We start from the raw sequence: 16,204 nt of genomic DNA, 5'->3' as shown, positions 1-16,204 counted from the left end.
TTCACCATAGACGAAGTTTTTACGTTTTGCGTAATAGGAGTGGCTTATTTCGCGCCACGCAGGCGCTTGATCCCATTTACTACCGCAATAACCACCGCGCCGATAGCAAAACCGATAACCAGATTCGCCGCCATCGGCACCACTGCCTGCACCAGCGCATTTTGCGTGCTGGCGAAGTGCTCAATCGCATGGTGCAGCGCCGGAATACCGTGAACTACAATGCCGCCGCCGACAAGGAACATCGCCAGCGTGCCCACCACCGACAGGATCTTCATCAGCCACGGCGCGACAAACAGCAGCCCTTTGCCCAGCCCCTGCGCCAGCATGCCCCTCTTTTCCACCAGCCAGTAGCCCATATCATCCAGCTTGACGATAATCCCCACCAGGCCATAAACACCAATGGTGACTAAAAGCGCAATCCCGGAGAGGATCAGCACCTGGTTGAGCAGCGGCGCTTCCGCGACAATGCCCAGCGTGATGGCGACGATTTCCGCCGAGAGGATAAAGTCAGTGCGCACGGCACCTTTGATTTTATCTTTTTCAAACTGCTGCGGGTTTTGCGCCGCCAGCGCTTCCAGCCGCTTTTGCCGCGCTTCCGGGCTCTCTTTATGTTTTCTCGCTTCGAAGGTGTGCAGCACTTTCTCTACCCCTTCGAAACATAAATAAGCTCCACCCAGCATCAGTAATGGCGTGATAGCCCACGGTATAAAGGCGCTGATCAGCAGCGCCAGCGGTACCAGGATCACTTTATTGAGCAGTGAGCCGCGCGCCACGCCCCAGACAACCGGCAACTCACGATTGGCGCGCACGCCGGTAACCTGTTGTGCGTTAAGGGAGAGATCGTCCCCCAGCACGCCCGCGGTCTTCTTCGCCGCCAGTTTTCCCATTACCGAAATGTCGTCCAGCAAGGTGGCGATATCATCGAGAAGGGTTAATAGACTACTTCCTGCCAAAATGTCTTCCTTTTTAATTAAGCTGCGCAAACCGCCCAGCGAGTGTTGAACGTGTAACAGTATGCGGTAAAAGATAGCAGGCGAAAATAACCTTGGTGAATGAGCGAACATAATGTCAACAAATATTTAACACCAGAGGTGTGATTAACCCCTCGCCATGGAAATACTTTTATCGTTAACTATAAGCCTCTTATCCTTTCCCGTGGTGGGTTATGCGTTTCAGGCAGGTTTTACCGCTGATTGGCGCGCTTTTTGCGCTCTACATTATCTGGGGTTCCACATATTTTGTTATCCGCATCGGCGTTGAGAGCTGGCCGCCGTTTATGCTGGCCGGGACGCGCTTTTTCTGCGCCGGCACGCTGTTAACCGTCGTGCTGCTGCTGACCGGTCACAAGCTGCCGCCGCTGCGCCCACTGCTTAACGCAGCGCTGATTGGCGTGCTGCTGCTGGCGGTCGGCAATGGTTTTGTTACCGTTGCGGAGCACCAGAATGTCCCGTCCGGCATCGCGGCGGTGGTGGTAGCGACGGTGCCGCTCTTTACCCTCTGCTTTAGCCGCTTTTTTGGTATTGCCACGCGCAAGCTGGAGTGGCTGGGCATCGCCATTGGCCTGGTGGGCATCGTAATGCTTAACAGCGGCGGGAACTTAAGCGGTAATCCGTGGGGAGCCGGGCTGATTTTGATTGGCTCACTTAGTTGGGCGTTTGGCTCCGTCTACGGCTCACGTATCGAACTGCCGGTCGGCATGATGGCTGGCGCAATTGAGATGCTGGCCGCCGGGATCGTACTGCTCGCCGCCTCCGCGCTCAGCGGCGAGCGCCTGGCCGCCGTGCCGCCCATTGAGGGTTTCTTTGCCGTCGGCTACCTGGCGCTGTTCGGCTCAATTATCGCCATTAACGCCTACATGTATCTGATCCGCAACGTCACGCCCGCTGTTGCCACCAGTTATGCCTACGTCAACCCCGTGGTGGCGGTGCTGCTCGGCACGACCTTTGCGGGTGAGCACCTCTCCTCAATTGAGTGGCTGGCGCTGGGGGTGATTATTTTTGCGGTAGTGCTGGTCACGCTCGGCAAATATCTTCTGCCTGCGCCCCCGGTGGTAAAACGCTGTGAAGTGAAGAAGTAATCCCCTTCTCACCGTCGCCATAAAAAAGGAAGTATTACCCTGGTAAAAGAGAGTAATACTTCCTGTACTCACAACGACCATTTAGCCATCCCGCCAGCGGGTTACTTTTCAAAAAAATGGATCATCAACTCTATGCCGAACCGGCTCGCGCCTAATACATCACAAGTTAGCGAAACATAGCCGTCAAAATCGGTCTCTTCATGATTATAAAGAATGTTCAGACCAACCTTTAAAATCATCAATCCATTGGTAAAGTGAGGCATACCCTCCAGAAAGTCATCTAATGATATCTTGCCGCGAATATAATCAGCCACTTTAAGTAAAAGATCTTTAAGTTCATTGCTCATCTCCACACTTTCCATTGCGGCTTTATCACCGAATAATGAGCGAGTATGTTGCCAAAATTCATGACTATGTGTTTGCTGTTTAGCCAGTAAAGCGAGTTCATCTGCAGATAAATCCTCGGGAAGAAATGTTCTGGCGTCCGACAGTAACGCCTCTTTGCCCTGTAATTTAGGGCTATAAAATATCGGATAGGCCGTGACCTTTTTATTCAGGAGCCAGGCCAGCGCTTTACCCACCGGTAGCGAACCAAACGCACCAAAGTGACTATAAAACTTGATTTCATTTATCCTGGATAAATCAACGGCAAAATCATCGCTTCTTGCTAACCCGCGGATAGTATCCGCCAGCTCCTGCGCATCCATACTATTAACCGCACCGGGCCCCCCCATCGCTTTTATGGACAGCGTGCTACCTTCTACAGAAAATGCGCTCCCCTGACCCAGTAGCGCCGAAACGCGCATTTTTTTCAGGGCAATTTCACCGCCAGAAACCATGTTATGGCGCAGCACGTCGGAAGGGATATCGCTGGCGTGAATGATTGCACTTTTATCGGCTAATGAAGCATCGAGCTTTGCAGGATTGATGATGACAAACTCACCATCGCCGAGGCTGTACATCACATGACCGCTATTTGATTTACCGATGCGCATAAAGGTAACAAGGTGCCCCTCCGGCACAGCCATCATCTCGGCCTCGGTTCTGATACTCACGGGTGAAGCCAGCACCTCTTCAATGGCGCCAATTTGGCCATAAACAGGCGCGGGGTTGTTAACTACCGGCTGAAGTGCTCGCGCTAATTCCTGAGCCTGTTCGGGCGACAATTTTCCGGATTCTGCCAGCAAATCGGTTAACCCGTTAATGCTGTCCGTGTCAGCAGGAATCGTGCTGGCTATGTCGCGTAATGCCGGTTTGTCCGCGATGAGAAGCCCTGTCGGCCTGGCCGCAAAGATCTGCACTTTTTCACCGTCTGCATGACGTTTGACCTGGCTCCCGGTAAAGTCACCGAGCTGCTCAGCCAGCAGTATGCGGGGATCGTCGGTGAGCGCCTTATCAAGCGTGCTGTTATTTATGCCGGCAAAACGTCCGTTACCGACGCTGACCATAGCGTGAAACGAATGCGCCGGTGAGGCCTGCGCAGCGGTATTCGTCCTGAAGAAAATCAGCATCTCCCCTTTTTCCACACAGAGGAGATCGTGCTGAGAGGTAATCTGCCGCGGTGTATCGAACAGGTCCGAGGCTTCGGCGATCGCCATTCCCCCCTCTTTCATATTCTTCAAGCTTTGACGGAGTAAATTCGCCGTTTCTTTATTCAGCATTTCACTATTTTCGAGCAGATCCACAGCGTAATCCGCAGCATCGTCAGTGGTGACCGTTCTCTTCTGGCTACGGCGCACCGATGACATAAGTTCATTTCCTGCACCGGGCCAGAGCGCCGCAGTTTTCACTACCTCAGCACTGTTATTTGCCGCTACCGAATCGGGGTAATACCATTCAGGGCGCCTGAGTACTTTCGCATTGGGAATGATAGCTTCAGGTCCATGATGAGTATATTCGCTGTACGCACCGAATATCTCATTCGCTTTTACACGGGATTTATAATCAGCATATTTAATCAGGCTGGCACCGTTAATATTTGCGTATTTCTGCGCCCACAACTCTTCAGGAAGAATAACAGGACCACTGAATTCATCATATTTTCTGGAGAACGTTCCCGCCGTGAGATCGAAAACATAGTCGCGATTATTTTTAGCACCGATAACAACAAAGTGATTTGCGGGCATTTGATCCACAGAATCTACAAAAACGGCCATACCACGATAGCGGATGTTTTCGAAGCCATGATCGCTCAAGAAATTGGCAACGGGCGCCATTAAATATTTGCTTCGCTCTGCAGGATTAGCCATCGCCAGTCTGGTCGAATCACGCCTGTAAAGCTCTTCAAGTAAGGCCCGCGCATCCACTCCTTCAGTTTCTTTTGCATGCTGGGTATCAAAGGAAATTTTTTTATCTGGTAAATCATTACGCAACCTCTGTATACCCATCTCAGGTTGAATACCGCCACCTTCCGCGACTGAGGTAACGACCCATTTGTTTTTTTCAGGGTGCATAATCTGACCGGGATTTGAGGGGTCTTTGGGATCAACCGTACGCCATGCTTTGGTTGTCGGGCTCCAACGAACTTCAGAGATACCCTTTGCTGTTTCTATATAATAAACACGCAGCCTGGTTTTCGGAGCGATGCTTACATAGACCTCACCGCCGCGCAAAGTCTGCTTATGCATATCTTTCAACGCAACATCGACACGAATAAACTCTTTCCCCACCTCATCAGCGCCAGTTTTGCCGGGAATAATATTATGAAAGATCATATTAGCGCGAACTTTAGTCATAATATAGGTTGAGAGATCGCGTAACATTAATGCATCAACTAAATCAAACATGGCGTTAGCACTTATTTTGCCTAATTTAATGGCGTTAATAACGACCTGCTCCCCCATCTCGCGAATCATAAATTTATATAAATCCTTACCGGTTAAACCTTTCGTTACCCCTTCTCGTGCAATAGTGGCGATCCCTTTCGCATTATTTACCAGCGCGCCTATTTTCATACCTGCCTGCGCCGCAACGCACACCACTGCAAAAATATCGGCCATAAGAGCATAACCATCGGGTCGATATTCTGCATCAGTCAGTGAGCCGTATATATCGGAATAGAATGGAATAAAAAGAGACGCAATGCGATGCAACGCAGAGGGTTTATAAAGATCGGATTTAAGTTTATTGGCTGAACGATCGAGGGCATTTTTCATACTGATGTTCAGGATAGCGACAAGACTACTCTTCGATTTTTCATCATGTTTGTAAAAATTGTACTCGGTACCGCCAAAGTGAGTGTTCTCAAAGGGGTTCGGATATTCCGTATCACCGTCTTTGTTATAAAGAATTTTATTAATTAGCTCCTCTTTTTCTTTCGCCGCACGTCGTGTGCTGTCCCAATAAATTTTTTCATTTGCGTAACCAAACTGATTTTTAAAGAACTCCTCGGTAAACACACTCTCCAGTCCGTGGCTATGAACTTTCTTGATTTCAAGATTGGCAATGGTTTGCAGCCACGGGTTGCCTTGCATTTGCGCATCAGTGAAGCGTCGGCTGAACGTTGCATTTGGAAAAAGAGAGAAAAAGACCCAATCATTGTTTTCAAGCTGAACAAACAAAAGCTCTCCGGCATGGATATTTTTGACGTTATTTTTCTTCCTGACATCAAGTCGAATTGCTTTTTTGACAGTTGCGGTAATTTCCTCAATGGAAAGACCTGAAATAATCAGCAACTCTCTAACGCGTTCGCTTGCTTCATAACTGCTGTACTTTTTTTTGTATTCAATAAATTGCTGGTTGTAATACCACTTGCTCGAAAAATACTCTCTCCCCAGCATTTCAGATAATGAGGCATACCCTTCTGGAATATCCTTTTCAATCATTAATGGATTTAATTCGTGACGACGCTTTGCATAGTTATCGATGATCTCCTGGGCACGAATATTTTTTAGATACAAAACACTCTTCTTATTCCTCTGCATCCAGTGCAGGATCGCGGGAAGAAGATCGCGTGCTACGGCATTTTCTTCATCAGCAAATATTGTCGGGTAGATCTCTTCAGTCATTTTGTTGGCCCAAACAATATCAGCATAACTCTCCCTGGCGGCGGGTATTGTGATATTTATCGTTGCCAGAGTTTCGACCAGATCGACATACGCTTGTTGTTGCACCAGTATTGTTCTTACTGTTGCCCGGGCGATACGAAGTGTATCAATCTGTTCGCTGTCCGACTCCCCGTCACCGAAGCGCAGGCTTTGCCGGAGTTTAACCTCCTTCAGCGCCAGCTCGGCAACGGCTTCTTTTGCGGCGGTAATGATATCTGATTCATTATTTTGCAATCTAAGGCGTTGGGTAAACGCTTTATCACCAAGCGCCATTCCCTCCTCATAGCCCTGGTATTTTTTCTTGTACGATTTAATAATCTCACCGTAGCCATCTCTTTTTTTCTGCATTCTGTTCACTATGGATTGTACAACGCTTTTTTCACCCTCCTTTTTCTTCAACTCGGTAGTGAAATCTTTGCTATATCTTATATAGAAAGCCGTAGCAAGAGAGGCGCTAATATATTCTTGCGGATTAGCTTCTGCCTCCCATATTTTGTTTTTCAAGTCAGTGATGCTGGCATTAATTTTCGCCAGGCGTTTTTTCTCTTTCTCGAAGAACTTTTTATCAAGTTTACTGTATTTAGCCAGCGCGTCATCGGCGAGGATGCGCGCATAGCGCGCGGTGGCTAATATACTGACATCGGTAATATCAATATTGAAGGCTTCCCAATAGTGAGACAGCAGTTGCTGATTCCAGGATAAATTCGTACTCTCATATGCTCTGCCTTTAAGGATCCCGTCCGTCACACTCTGGGTGTCGAGAATCATTTTTCTGAGAATCATAATTCCGATAAGATTTTCATTCTCCGGATTCAAATAAAGATTATAAAACGCACGGTTGATAAAATTAACTACCCGTTGAATCAGATCGCCCCAGGAGATAAAATTCTCCGCAGCAAGAGACTCATCAATCCTTTTTTTTGCGGTAGATTCTAGGTTAGATTCTGCAATGTTTTTTTGGATAGCTATAAAGGCGTTAAACTTTTCCACATCTGTCTGATCTGCATAATCCCAACGACCATTAACATCACTGATTATAACGACTTTTTTCATACCCCACGCGCTAACAAACACGCCGTATAGATCGGCACTCAATTTCTTGCAGGGCCAGAAGCGACCAGCAAGATAAATATATAAATGCCCATCGTTATGCTGGTAAATACCGCCTTCACGGGGTACGCCAGTGAGGTCAAGATTATAAGCGCCCCGTACGCTCCAGCCCCTGACTTCAGATAATAAAGCAGCCGTTGCACCTTTATTACCCGGCTCCTCTTTTACTTCACTCTCATGCTGTAAATCAGGTGCCGTTTCCCGTTCGGGCGCAAGATCAAAATCTTTCGCGGAGGGTTCCTGAGGATACTCGGCTGCGCGTTTTTTCCGCCGTGGCGGTAAATTTTCATCTGCTTCTGCGAAGGGTGCTGCGGGTTTCGCCGCCAACTCACCTTGTAGCGCTGCTTCGGCCATGAATTTCTCAACTTCCCGCACCAGTGCCTGCTCAATACAACGCCTCACCGCAGCATTAACCCCTGCCCCCGTTCCGACAAACCCTGCCGCCAGCGCCTGCGGCAAAGCAAGGATCTGTTTTGTGATCTCACCCTGCTGTTTATAGAGCGGCGTGCCCGCGGCGCCCGTCTTTTCTGTTGGTGACAGTGACATCGTTAAACGAAACGCGATTGGCGATAACGCTTTATTGATAAAGCAATCGTGACGGGAACGATTCCCTCCTGTTTGCCCTTCCCTTAGCACGACGCGCACGGGTAGCGAAAATGGTCCGGTTGTCAGACTAAAACCCTCCCGCAGTACCGCTGACAATGCGCTACTGATTACCTTTCTCTCAGCCCAGCGCTGGATATCCTCCGGCAGGCTTCGCGATCCGGCCAGGATCGCCTCCGGCGTGGGCGGGTAAGCCGTGGTATCTTCTGCTGCAAGCTGAAGCGCGAGCTTTAGCCTGCTTATGAGACCTTCAGCCTGCGGATCGGATTTTTTCGCCAAGTGATTGCGACTATCGTTAATGAGTTCCAGCACCGTTCGGTCAAATAAGATGGCTGCTTCGGTTTTGTTCTGCGGGTGGACGTCACGTAAGTACTCGTGACGTAACGCTGTTGCCCAATCACTTATGCCGCGCACCAACATCCCACGGTGAGAGAAACTGCCCAGCGCGCGGCCCGTTATCTCAACGACACTATTTTTGACCCCGGCTTTCATCCGCTTTAACGCCACTAACCACTGCGCAATATGGTGATTAAATTCCATCCTGCCGCTGTGACCGAGTTTCGCGAGGCGGACCACTGCGCTCTGCATTTGTAATGCCAGCTGGCTTAACCCTTCGGCGGTTTGACGGAGAATTTTATCGAGTTTTTCGATCTCTTCTCCTCTGCCTGCCTCGCGAAGCGCTTCACATTGAGCGCTGCGGAATAAGGCTGCCCACTCCTCTTCTGTGCGTTTAGCCAGAGGATCAATAAGCGCTTCCAGCTGCTGCTGCGCGTGATGTGCGACAGAGTGCCAGCGCGTTGCCTCAGCCTCCAGCTCTTGTGTGAGCAGATGATTGAGCGTCGGCAACGCCTCATCACCCGCGCGAGATTCGGTCACTTGCAGATACTGCTCAACTGCGTCTGCCACTCTCCCTGCGGCGGCAGGGATCTGTTTGATTCGCCGCTCTGTGTGTTGAATTGCATCAAGCAGCAGCAACGCGCTATCTCTTACCGCACGGTTGAGCGCTTCGCTGTAGATTGGCTTTTCCCCTGCGCTCACTCTGGTAAGGGTATTGCGCGGGCCAGAGCCGGCCTGCTTTGCAAGCTGGGTGAGATTTCTGCCCCGGCACCCGGCGCGATGCCACAGTTTATCCGCCGCTTTTTTCTCATCGTCAGGCGCGACACGCTCTTGTACCTGCTTCAGCCTCGCAGCAAGGCTTCCAAGCATGTTGCCAGTGTGCAGAATATGACGAACCAGCCGGATATCATCGGACTCCTCCTCAGGTTTGCGCTCCCTGACCTGCGGATTGCCTTGCAGCGCACCATCAGCCCCGGGCATGGGGTACGCGAAGACCAGATACTCCTGCATCCAGTCTGCCAGTTGCTCAGCACTCCCCAGCGCAGCGCGATCCCCTTGCCTGAGTAACGTCTTCATCGCAAATAGCCGCGCATCACGGGCATTACTCTGTATAACGTCGGCCTGCTGTTGCAGGCATTCTGCCAGACGCTGGCGGGTCAGCTGGGTTTCAGCCATAAACGACTGTTTCAGTTGGGAGAATCGCTGATACTCCACACATGACGCATTGTTTGCGGAGAGAAGTAAATCCTCAGCCTGTTGAGGCTGGGTGAGTTCCTGTGGGAGTGCAGCGAGCAATTTATGTCGATACGCATCCGCCGTTGCGGCAACCTGCGCTTGCCAGTCCAGATGCCCAACTTTTTCGGCGGCGGTGATGGCATCCAGCGCATCGGAGATCGCGTGCATCAAATCGACGGCGTAATGCTCTGTTTCATTTACGGCGGGAACGTCGCTTTGCGACAGCGATAACAGGGTGTCGAGAAAATGGTGAGCGGGGGCGAGAAGCGTCTCCGGCACAGTTGACCCCTGCACGGCCCGTAGCTTCTCCTGTATCCGCCGGATGTCGGCCGCATCAGGCTTATGCCCGTTATATCCCTGATGTCGGTTTTCGATGAGGTGCGGCATTTTGCGGCTCAGGGCCTCAACAAGGCGCGCTTTCAGCTGTTGTGCCTCTTCTGTTTGCCGCGATAAGTATTCGCTGCTCACTCCAGAGAGATTCCGCGGTGGAATATCGATCGCAACGTCAATCATCTCCTCGCAGAATAACGCCTCACCATCTTGAGCCTCTTCTGCTACAGACGAAAAAAACGCCTTTTCATCATCAGTAAATAGAATATGAACTGTTTTAGATAAAACCTCGTGAGATGACATAAAACCTCCACAATAAAAAGAGTGATCTATTTCAATCGATTGGGGGTCGTCTTATTCAGACGACAAAGCCCCTGTTGATCACCAGTAAATACAACATGTGTTGGTTTTAATAAAAGCGAGTCAGATGGCGTGCGCCCCACACAACAAAACACGAATCTAATTCAATCCGATAATTAAGCCGCAATGGGCTTCAATGTTTATAAGCAACAAAATAGTTTTGCTTTTTTACGGCAGGAATTAATGAAAACAGAGAGGTTATTTTAATTTCCTTATCAGGAATCAGGGTCTCACTTATCCTTATTTACCAGAGAGGGTATTTTCGCTATGGCAAATTAAAAGGCGCCATGAATTCCCTGAGTGTCGATCTGTGCGGTCTGTTGCCCCTCGCAGATCCACTCCTCCAGGCGAACGCTGAGCGCGTCGTCGCTCAGTTTCAGTTTTCCGCGCAGCGCACACTCCCAGACGACCAACACCCGCCAGCCCTGCTCCAGCAGCAGTGCGCAATCGCGGGCGTCGCGCGCCACGTTTTTGCCAATCTTCTCTAACCAGAAATCGGTGCGCGTGGCGGGGACTTTAAACAGATAGCAGTTGTGATGGTGCCAGAAACAGCCGTGGGTGAAGATAACGCAGCGGTAGGTATCAACGATAAAATCGGGGCGTCCGGGCAGAGTGGCGTCCTGCACGCGAAACTCCAGCCCCAGCGCCTCCAGGCAACCGGCCAGCCGCTTCTCAATGGCGGTATCGCGCGTGGCGATGGCGCGCATATTCTTGCTGCGCGTCGCTTTGTCATGCACATCTGCCATGGTTCCCTCTCCTCAGGATGGGCGCGCGCTGTAGCGGCGCAGCACCTCGTCATCAAGACGCTGAAAATCGCCCTGCAGTTCGGCGCTCAGTTTTGCCATAAAGTGTACCAGGAAATCGGCGTTATGCTCGGCCAGCACGCGGCCTTTGGCGGTCTGCATGGTCGCAGGCAGTTTAAGCAGCTTGCAGCGAAAGTGATCGAGGGCAAAGCGCTTGTCGTCCAGTTCGCGGCGGGCAGCAAAAGGATCGTCGCCGTCAAACAGCGCGCCGCCCATGCTGCCGGAGACGGCGAACACCCGCGCCAGACCAATCGCGCCGAGGGACTCCAGCCGGTCGGCATCCTGCACGATTTTAGCTTCAAGGGTTTGTGGCGTAATGGCGGCGCTGAAGCTGTGCGCCTCAATGGCGTGGCGCACCGCAGGAATGGCGCTTTCGGGAAAGTCAGGAAAGTCGGTAGTGAGGATCGCGGCGGCTTTTTCTGCCGCCCGCTGCGACGAGGTGTGACGCAGCGGATGATTTTTAGCAAAGCTGACAATGTCGTGGAAGTAGCAGGCGGTGAGCACCACCAGCGCGTCAGCCTGTTCGCCTTCCAACAAGGTTTGCGCCGTTTGCCATACGCGGCGAAAGTGCGCGAGATCGTGGGCGGCATCGGCGTGGGTAAAGTGCTGCGTCATCCAGCTGTCAAAGCGCTGCTGCCAGTCGAAGAGAGACATGCATCATCCTGTGAAAACGGTGGAGCCCTGACGTCACGCTTGCATATCACGTGGACGTGTATACCAGGCAATGGCGCCCAGTATCGCACCTACCGCACTTAATGCAACGATGCCAGATACCGTGTTTAACCCGCTTTCGACAGATCGCGCTGCGCCGCTGGCGAAGCCTGAGACGATATCAGCCGGGCCGGCAAGCCAGAGATTACTCGCCAGAGACCAGCAAAAATAGAGGCAGAAAATCCAGAAGACCCATAGCGCGAGCTTTCCACCTGCGCTACGAACTGCGAAATCGTCCATAATCTCGTTTTCCTTTTGTGGTCGGGGATTGTTAATAAGAAACGTTCTCACTATTCAGAGTTCTCCGACATCATATCGTCAGAAAATATGAATTAAAGATATATCAACATTATTGATACTTTTAAGGCATAACGGCGGAATAACTGGCATCGCCTGCAGTGTTAATAACCCATTAACCTATTGATAAACAAAACGATTATAAAATCCCTTATGAATATATGGTATTAGCAAAGCCGAAAAAAGAATAAGCATGCACGCGCAGGATTCAGAAGGTCTGCCGGATGTTGGGTCTGTTAATAAAGGATAAGAAAGTTGATTGATAAGAATGAACCCTTCTGGAACCGAATGGTTCCAGAACTGACTGTAACGGATTTTACAGCCTCCCTGCACTTCTATGCAGACGTGCTTGGCTTTAACATCATGATCAAGCGCAAAGATCCTGATTTTGCTTATATCTCTCTTGGTGAAGCACAACTGATGCTTGAGCAGTATCATCCGGATGGCTGGAATACGGGCGAACTCACCAGGCCATTTGGACGAGGCATTAATTTTCAGATAGAAGTGGACGATATTGAACGGATCCTCGCCCGGGTGCATGCACATGGCGTAACGCTTTATCGGGATCTCCATGATAACCATTACAGTACCGGAGAAACGTCCGCCTGCCAGAGAGAGTTCCTCGTGCAGGATCCGGATGGTTATCTTTTACGCTTTAGCCAGTACATTGAATGAAATATCAATGTCGGTTTCTGATACAAAGCCGACAACTTAACAGAACTGAAGGTCCGCTTTGAGCGAGAAGCGGATCGTCCGCCAGAATATCTAAAAAGCGGGACAAAGACCTTCTGACGAAGCTCTAACGACCCGAACACCAATACATCTCATATGAAGTGAAATAGTGCGCTGTCCTGAGACATTTCCATGTTAAAAAATAAGATTAACCTACATGGAGATGTTGTTCTTTATGGCTTTTTTTTCCGGAATTACTGGGCGGCTATTCCTTATAAACGTAATGACCGCCATTTCATATGCCTTCATTTTGCCTGTCATGAGTCTTTTTTTAATAAACGGATTACATGCCAGCCCGATTTTTATCACTTTCTACAGCCTGGGGTTTGCCCTCTCAGGATTATTTTTTAGCCAGTTGATGGGATCGCTTGCAGATAAGGGACATCCAGTCCGGCAACTTTTCATGATTTCTGTTACGTCGCTTTTTCTGGCGGGTTTAGCCTTCAGCTTCTGCCGTCAACCCATCGAAGCTCTGGTCATCGGTATTTTCTTGATGGGGCCAGGCAATGCGTCTATCCCGTTACTCCTGTCGATGATCCGAAAGCATTCACTGACGGCAGGGCTTAACGCTACACGGCTCAATACGCAAATGCGTTCGGGCGTGTCAATTGTGTGGATTGCCGGGCCAGCCCTGGCATTTGTCTTCGCCGACCGATTTGGCTTCACCTTTAATTTTCTGGCCTCAGCCCTGCTTGCGGCCATCACGTTACTTGTCAGCCAGTTGCTGCTTTCGAAGGATAACAACAGTGTCGATACCGGCAGAGCAGAAAAAACTCAAACCAGTAAAGCCCCTGTCACGGGTATGATTTGGGCACTCGGCGCAGTAATGATGCTGGCAAATTTATCCAATAACATGTACCTGACCATTATGCCGCTGTACCTGGTACACGAGCTTAATTTACCCGCTTCGTTTCCGGGCTTTCTGCTTGGCGCAACCGCGATAATGGAAATTCCCGTTATGCTTGCCGCTGCTCATCTGGCAGAGAAAACAGGGAAAGAGCCACTGATTATGGTCGGATTTCTCTTTGCAGCCGTCTATTACAGCCTGCTTCAGTTGGCCACTAACATGACCGAACTGATTGTGTTGCAACTTTTTAACGGATTATTCTTTGGTATTTTTGTCGGCCTGGGGATTTCTGTTATTCAGGACGCGTTGCCAGAACGTAGCGGCTTCGCATCAGCATTTCACTCCAATGCCATGCGCACAGGCATGATGGCTGGCAATGGGATTGCCGGTCTGATGGCGCAGCTGGCAGGGTTTAAAATGACTCTGCTTGTTCCACTGTTATCAGTGTGTTGTGCTGCTTTGCTAATGCTTTGTATAAACAGAAATCTCTCTACAAAAAAGAGTTCACTAATAGGCTGACAGTTCTCATAAATATGCGTACAAAGCACGATTGACCGCCGCTGTTGCTCCGGTTTTATTCTCATTAATTCAACGTCCGCTCCTGGCACGGAGCGGACCTCAAGGCTCTCCGACTATCTTCTGACAAGCAACCACATCTGCCTACCATAAAGCTGCGAAAGGCGGCTAAGTCATCTTTATCAGCTGGCAGCTCTGAGCGGAAAGCGGATTGCAGGAATATCGAATTCGTACTGTGAGTCTCTTTCAGTCTTGCATCCGCACCCTATTTTAAAGATGGCTGCGGCAGATTTTTTGCGGTCGACTCTTTTGTAAGAGCATCATTGTTAACTGCGCCCAACAGGACATCAAGGAGACCTGGAAAGCGCGCATCAAGATCTTCCCGACGTAGCGACAATAAGTTTTCTCGCCCGAACGGGCGCTGCCAGATCACACCGCTGTCGCGCAATACACGCCAGTGGTGAGTCAGCGTCGATTTGGGAATACCACTCAGCACCGCGCTACAGGCATGTTCGCCGCCACCAGCAAGCACACGTACCACTGTCAGGCGTAATGGATTTCCCAAAGCGGCAAGTACGTTCTCAAGACGAAGTTGTTCTCTGTCAGGGTGGTTAGCAATCATCCGTTTTTCCATAAGGGGGTTAACATCTCCCTATCCTACTTTACGTTTTATCAGTTGACTAATGTACGAGTACATACATACATTAATTGTACGTAAGTACTCGTACATTGGTTTTCTTAAGGTTATACGGAGATTGTTCTATGCCCACATCCTCAACGGATTCAGGTGCCCGACGTTTACAACACTGGAGCCTTGCGCTACTGGCGTTCGCCCAGCTCATTTACTCGCTGGATATAAATATTGTATTTGTGGCGCTGCCGGAAATTGGTGCCGGACTGGGGTTTTCTGAGCAGACTCTGCAGTGGGTCGTGAGTGCCTATACGGTATGTTGCGGAGGTTTTTTACTCTTCGGCGGGCGGGCTGCCGATCTGCTGGGGCAACGTCGCGTATTTATTTGCGCATTATGGCTATATGCCTTTTCTTCGCTTGCAGGTGGTTTAGCGTGGGAGCCTGGCATTATCGTCATTGCGCGAGCCCTGCAAGGCATAGGCGCCGCATTACTTTTTCCGTCCACGCTGTCACTTATAAACCGACTGTTTGAGGAAGGACCTTCACGAAACCGGGCACTGGCTGTCTGGGGTGGCGCAGGCGCAAGTGGTCTCACCCTGGGATCGCTTGCCGGAGGAGTACTTACCAGTGCGTATGGCTGGCCGTCGGTATTTTTCGTCAACGTTTTACTGTCAGCCATCGCGATTTGTGCTGCTTTTTATGTCTTACCGAAAGACAGCCTCAGCAATAAGCGCCGCAGTTTTGATTTTCCAGGCGCGGTAACGGTGACGGTGGGCGCCACCCTGCTGGTATACGCTCTGGTTCAGGGACCTGAAGATGGCTGGCTGTCAGGGCATATTCTTTTCTCTCTGAGCCTGGCCGCTATATCTCTGCTGCTGTTTGTCACTATTGAGGCCCGTAGTCAGGATCCACTGATGCCGTTACGGTTATTCAGAAACCGCAGTCTGGTTACAGGCATGGCGATGACGTCCATTTATATGGGGACCTTTGGCGCTCTGCCTTATTTCCTGACGATTCTGTTTCAGAGTGTGATGGGGTACAGCGCGTTACAGACGGGTCTGGCCTTTATTATTCCTTCGCTGGCAATTTTTGCCGGAACGCAGCTCGGCGCCCGGCTCGCAAATCGTCTGCCGGTGCGCACAACACTACTTATTGGTTTTTTAATAGGGATTACGGGTACGCTGGCGCTGGCACCGGCAGCATTTTCTGGTGCATCTTATGCGAACATAATGCCGGGGCTGGTCATTTCAGGAGCAGGACAAGGTATTGTATGGACGGCAATGTGGATAGCTTCGGGCTCAGGCGTTCCGCATAACGAGCTGGGGATCGCTTCAGGTATGGCTTCAACAACGCTGAATGTGGGTAATGCGATTGGTATAGCTGTGCTGATAGCGCTATCCGGGAGCGGGAGTGAAAGCCTGCAACGGGAAACCTCGGTGAACAGTCTTGAAAATGCCTTACAGCTCGCTTTTTATCTTGCTGCGGCCGGACAGGTTGCGGGGCTTTTCGTTTCGCGTCTGTTGCCCCGTAAAGCGGCAAAGGGTCTATCAACAGCCTCCGCGTAACGGG

General features: G+C 50.5%; 10 protein-coding genes. 4 read left to right on the top strand and 6 right to left on the bottom strand.

What is annotated here, in order from left to right; all coding sequences use genetic code 11:
* Nucleotides 1-44 precede the first annotated feature (44 nt).
* Nucleotides 45-953, bottom strand: a complete 909-nt coding sequence (locus ABIC80_RS02985; protein ID WP_242388662.1) for a DUF808 domain-containing protein — start codon at nucleotides 951-953, stop codon at nucleotides 45-47.
* Nucleotides 954-1,165: 212 nt separating this feature from the next.
* On the opposite strand from ABIC80_RS02985, the gene yedA reads away from it, so the two are divergent.
* Complete coding sequence (yedA, locus tag ABIC80_RS02980; RefSeq protein ID WP_200133923.1) at nucleotides 1,166-2,077, top strand: drug/metabolite exporter YedA; 912 nt, start codon at nucleotides 1,166-1,168, stop codon at nucleotides 2,075-2,077.
* Nucleotides 2,078-2,178: 101 nt separating this feature from the next.
* Here the strand turns inward: yedA and ABIC80_RS02975 are convergent, their stop codons facing one another.
* From ABIC80_RS02975 to drpB, 4 genes are all read right to left on the bottom strand, one after another.
* The gene (locus tag ABIC80_RS02975; protein ID WP_429175406.1) at nucleotides 2,179-10,041 is read right to left on the bottom strand and encodes a hypothetical protein; all 7,863 of its coding nucleotides are present in this window, start codon (nucleotides 10,039-10,041) and stop codon (nucleotides 2,179-2,181) included.
* 332 nt (nucleotides 10,042-10,373) lie between these two features.
* The gene (locus ABIC80_RS02970) at nucleotides 10,374-10,844 is read right to left on the bottom strand and encodes a very short patch repair endonuclease (RefSeq protein ID WP_305208151.1); all 471 of its coding nucleotides are present in this window, start codon (nucleotides 10,842-10,844) and stop codon (nucleotides 10,374-10,376) included.
* A gap of 12 nt (nucleotides 10,845-10,856) precedes the next feature.
* On the bottom strand, nucleotides 10,857-11,555 hold the full coding sequence (locus tag ABIC80_RS02965) for a phosphohydrolase (RefSeq protein WP_305208150.1): 699 nt from the start codon (nucleotides 11,553-11,555) through the stop codon (nucleotides 10,857-10,859).
* 33 nt (nucleotides 11,556-11,588) lie between these two features.
* Nucleotides 11,589-11,852: a cell division protein DrpB gene (gene drpB, locus ABIC80_RS02960; RefSeq protein ID WP_042717193.1), complete on the bottom strand. Its 264-nt coding sequence runs from the start codon at nucleotides 11,850-11,852 to the stop codon at nucleotides 11,589-11,591.
* A 345-nt stretch (nucleotides 11,853-12,197) separates the two neighbouring features.
* Here drpB and ABIC80_RS02955 point away from each other — a divergent pair, with 345 nt between their 5' ends.
* A complete protein-coding gene (locus tag ABIC80_RS02955) occupies nucleotides 12,198-12,584 on the top strand; it encodes a bleomycin resistance protein (RefSeq protein WP_305208391.1) in 387 nt (128 codons plus the stop codon).
* A 214-nt stretch (nucleotides 12,585-12,798) separates the two neighbouring features.
* Nucleotides 12,799-14,007 (top strand): sugar efflux transporter, encoded by a 1,209-nt coding sequence (locus ABIC80_RS02950; RefSeq protein WP_263754418.1) that lies wholly within the window; start codon nucleotides 12,799-12,801, stop codon nucleotides 14,005-14,007.
* Between the two features lie 262 nt (nucleotides 14,008-14,269).
* Here ABIC80_RS02950 and ABIC80_RS02945 read toward each other — a convergent pair whose 3' ends face one another.
* The gene (locus ABIC80_RS02945; RefSeq protein ID WP_429175404.1) at nucleotides 14,270-14,626 is read right to left on the bottom strand and encodes an ArsR/SmtB family transcription factor; all 357 of its coding nucleotides are present in this window, start codon (nucleotides 14,624-14,626) and stop codon (nucleotides 14,270-14,272) included.
* Between the two features lie 140 nt (nucleotides 14,627-14,766).
* Between ABIC80_RS02945 and ABIC80_RS02940 the strand changes: the two genes are divergently transcribed.
* On the top strand, nucleotides 14,767-16,200 hold the full coding sequence (locus ABIC80_RS02940) for an MFS transporter (RefSeq protein WP_429175402.1): 1,434 nt from the start codon (nucleotides 14,767-14,769) through the stop codon (nucleotides 16,198-16,200).
* Nucleotides 16,201-16,204: the final 4 nt, after the last annotated feature.

It is taken from the genome of Kosakonia sp. 1610 (genome assembly GCF_050435845.1).
Classification (GTDB): domain Bacteria; phylum Pseudomonadota; class Gammaproteobacteria; order Enterobacterales; family Enterobacteriaceae; genus Kosakonia; species Kosakonia cowanii.
This window is presented reverse-complemented; position numbering and strand designations above follow the sequence as displayed.

Coding starts and splice junctions, on each gene's coding strand:
- yedA (WP_200133923.1), top strand. CDS start 1,166: ATGCGTTTCAGGCAGGTTTTACCGCTGATTGGCGCGCTTTTTGCGCTC.
- ABIC80_RS02975 (WP_429175406.1), bottom strand. CDS start 10,041: ATGTCATCTCACGAGGTTTTATCTAAAACAGTTCATATTCTATTTACT.
- ABIC80_RS02970 (WP_305208151.1), bottom strand. CDS start 10,844: ATGGCAGATGTGCATGACAAAGCGACGCGCAGCAAGAATATGCGCGCC.
- ABIC80_RS02965 (WP_305208150.1), bottom strand. CDS start 11,555: ATGTCTCTCTTCGACTGGCAGCAGCGCTTTGACAGCTGGATGACGCAG.
- drpB (WP_042717193.1), bottom strand. CDS start 11,852: ATGGACGATTTCGCAGTTCGTAGCGCAGGTGGAAAGCTCGCGCTATGG.
- ABIC80_RS02955 (WP_305208391.1), top strand. CDS start 12,198: ATGGTTCCAGAACTGACTGTAACGGATTTTACAGCCTCCCTGCACTTC.
- ABIC80_RS02950 (WP_263754418.1), top strand. CDS start 12,799: ATGGAGATGTTGTTCTTTATGGCTTTTTTTTCCGGAATTACTGGGCGG.
- ABIC80_RS02945 (WP_429175404.1), bottom strand. CDS start 14,626: ATGATTGCTAACCACCCTGACAGAGAACAACTTCGTCTTGAGAACGTA.
- ABIC80_RS02940 (WP_429175402.1), top strand. CDS start 14,767: ATGCCCACATCCTCAACGGATTCAGGTGCCCGACGTTTACAACACTGG.